1 rRNA gene is annotated in these 2,999 nt (G+C 54.3%); it reads right to left on the reverse strand.

What is annotated here, in order from left to right:
- Window positions 1–4: 4 nt before the first annotated feature.
- Window positions 5–2,918, reverse strand: a 23S ribosomal RNA gene (locus EVJ20_RS14945).
- Window positions 2,919–2,999: the final 81 nt, after the last annotated feature.

Consider the following 2,999-nt stretch of genomic DNA (forward strand, 5'->3'; position numbering starts at 1 on the left):
TTTCTAGATCAAAGCCTCGACCGATTAGTATCATTCAGCTCCACACGTCGCCGTGCTTCCACCCATGACCTATCTACCTCATCGTCTCTGAGGGGTCTTTCTTGATTGCTCAAAGGGAAATCTCATCTCGGAGGGGGCTTCATGCTTAGATGCTTTCAGCACTTATCCCGTCCGCACGTAGCTACCCAGCGATGCTCCTGGCGGAACAACTGGTACACCAGCGGTGCGTCCATCCCGGTCCTCTCGTACTAAGGACAGCTCTCCTCAAATTTCCTGCGCCCACGACGGATAGGGACCGAACTGTCTCACGACGTTCTGAACCCAGCTCGCGTACCGCTTTAATGGGCGAACAGCCCAACCCTTGGGACCTACTCCAGCCCCAGGATGCGATGAGCCGACATCGAGGTGCCAAACCTCCCCGTCGATGTGGACTCTTGGGGGAGATCAGCCTGTTATCCCCAGGGTAGCTTTTATCCGTTGAGCGATGGCCCTTCCATGCGGAACCACCGGATCACTAAGCCCGACTTTCGTCCCTGCTCGACTTGTAGGTCTCGCAGTCAAGCTCCCTTCTGCCTTTGCACTCTACGAATGATTTCCAACCATTCTGAGGGAACCTTTGGGCGCCTCCGTTACTGTTTAGGAGGCGACCGCCCCAGTCAAACTACCCGCCTGACACGGTCCTCCAGCCGGATCACGGCTGCGAGTTAGAGACTCTATACGCAAAGGGTGGTATCCCAAGGATGTCTCCACCGAAGCTGGCGCTCCGGCTTCACAAACTCCCACCTATCCTGTACATCGCGTACAAAGCCTCAATATCAGGCTGTAGTAAAGCTCCATGGGGTCTTTCCGTCCTGTCGCGGGTAACCTGCATCTTCACAGGTACTATGATTTCACCGGGTCTCTCGTTGAGACAGTGCCCAAATCGTTACGCCTTTCGTGCGGGTCGGAACTTACCCGACAAGGAATTTCGCTACCTTAGGACCGTTATAGTTACGGCCGCCGTTTACTGGGGCTTCGGTTCAGTGCTTCTCTTGCGATGACACATCCCCTTAACCTTCCAGCACCGGGCAGGCGTCAGCCCCTATACTTCATCTTGCGATTTAGCAGAGACCTGTGTTTTTGCTAAACAGTCGTTTGGGCCTATTCACTGCGGCTTATGTTGCCATAAGCGTCCCTTCTCCCGAAGTTACGGGACCATTTTGCCGAGTTCCTTAACGAGAGTTATCCCGCGCGTCTTAGAATTCTCATCTCGCCTACCTGTGTCGGTTTACGGTACTGGCGCCGACCTCCTTACTAGAGGCTTTTCTTGGCAGCGTGAAATCCGGTACTTCGCCCTACGGGCTCCACATCACAGCTCAACCTTGTATGCCGGGCGGATTTGCCAACCCGACGGCCTCGCTGCTTGTCCGTGCACTTCCAGTCGCACGGTTACCTTATCCTTCTGCGTCCCCCCATCGTTCAAACGGTGGTACGGCGGTACAGGAATATCAACCTGTTGTCCATCGCCTACGCCTTTCGGCCTCGGCTTAGGTCCAGACTAACCCTGAGCGGACGAGCCTTCCTCAGGAAACCTTGGGCTTTCGACGGAGGGGATTCTCACCCCTCTTTTCGCTACTCACACCGGCATTCTCACTTCCAAGCGCTCCACGGCTCCTCACGATACCGCTTCACTGCTGCTTGGAACGCTCCCCTACCATTCCTTACGGAATCCATAGCTTCGGTGGTATGTTTAGCCCCGTTAAATTTTCGGCGCGGCGTCACTCGACTAGTGAGCTATTACGCACTCTTTGAATGGTGGCTGCTTCTAAGCCAACATCCTAGTTGTCTGTGCAACGCCACATCCTTTTCCACTTAACATACACTTTGGGACCTTAGCTGATGGTCTGGGCTGTTTCCCTTTCGACTACGGATCTTATCACTCGCAGTCTGACTCCCGAGTACAAGTTGCCGGCATTCGGAGTTTGACTGAATTCGGTAACCCTGTGGGGGCCCCTAGTCCAATCAGTGCTCTACCTCCGGAACTCTTCACCTCGAGGCTAGCCCTAAAGCTATTTCGGGGAGAACCAGCTATCTCCAGGTTCGATTGGCATTTCACCGCTACCCACACCTCATCCCCGCACTTTTCAACGTGCGTGGGTTCGGACCTCCAGTCAGTGTTACCTGACCTTCATCCTGGACATGGGTAGATCACCTGGTTTCGGGTCTACGACGACGGACTGATGCGCCCTATTCAGACTCGCTTTCGCTGCGGCTCCGCCTCATCAGCTTAACCTTGCCCGCCATCGTAACTCGCCGGTTCATTCTACAAAAGGCACGCCATCACCCGTTAACGGGCTCTGACTACTTGTAGGCATACGGTTTCAGGATCTATTTCACTCCCCTTCCGGGGTGCTTTTCACCTTTCCCTCACGGTACTGGTTCACTATCGGTCACTAGGAAGTATTTAGCCTTGGGAGATGGTCCTCCCGGATTCCGACGGGGTTTCACGTGTCCCGCCGTACTCAGGATCCACTCTGGAGGGGATAAGATTTCGGCTACAGGGCCGTCACCTTCTCTGGCCGACCTTTCCAGGTCGTTCACCTATCCTATCCCTTTGTAACTCCGTATAGAGTGTCCTACAACCCCAGGAAGCATGCTTCCTGGTTTGGGCTGTTCCCGTTTCGCTCGCCGCTACTCAGGGAATCGAATTTTCTTTCTCTTCCTCCGGGTACTTAGATGTTTCAGTTCCCCGGGTTTGCCTCACACCGTGCTATGTATTCACACGGGTGTCCCGCCAGTCTCCCGGCGGTGGGTTCCCCCATTCGGATACCTCTGGATCAAAGTGCACTTACCACTCCCCAGAGCATTTCGCTGTTCGTCGCGTCCTTCATCGGCTCCTAGTGCCAAGGCATCCACCGTACGCCCTTTCTACCTTGATCTAGCGTTTCTAAGACACACGGTCCGAACGGACCATGCATATTTTTCTTGGTTTGATGTCTTGATGAATCTTCAGTTTTCAA

Origin of the sequence: Exiguobacterium sp. SH0S1 (genome assembly GCF_004337165.1) — a bacterium.
Taxonomy (GTDB): domain Bacteria; phylum Bacillota; class Bacilli; order Exiguobacteriales; family Exiguobacteriaceae; genus Exiguobacterium; species Exiguobacterium aurantiacum_A.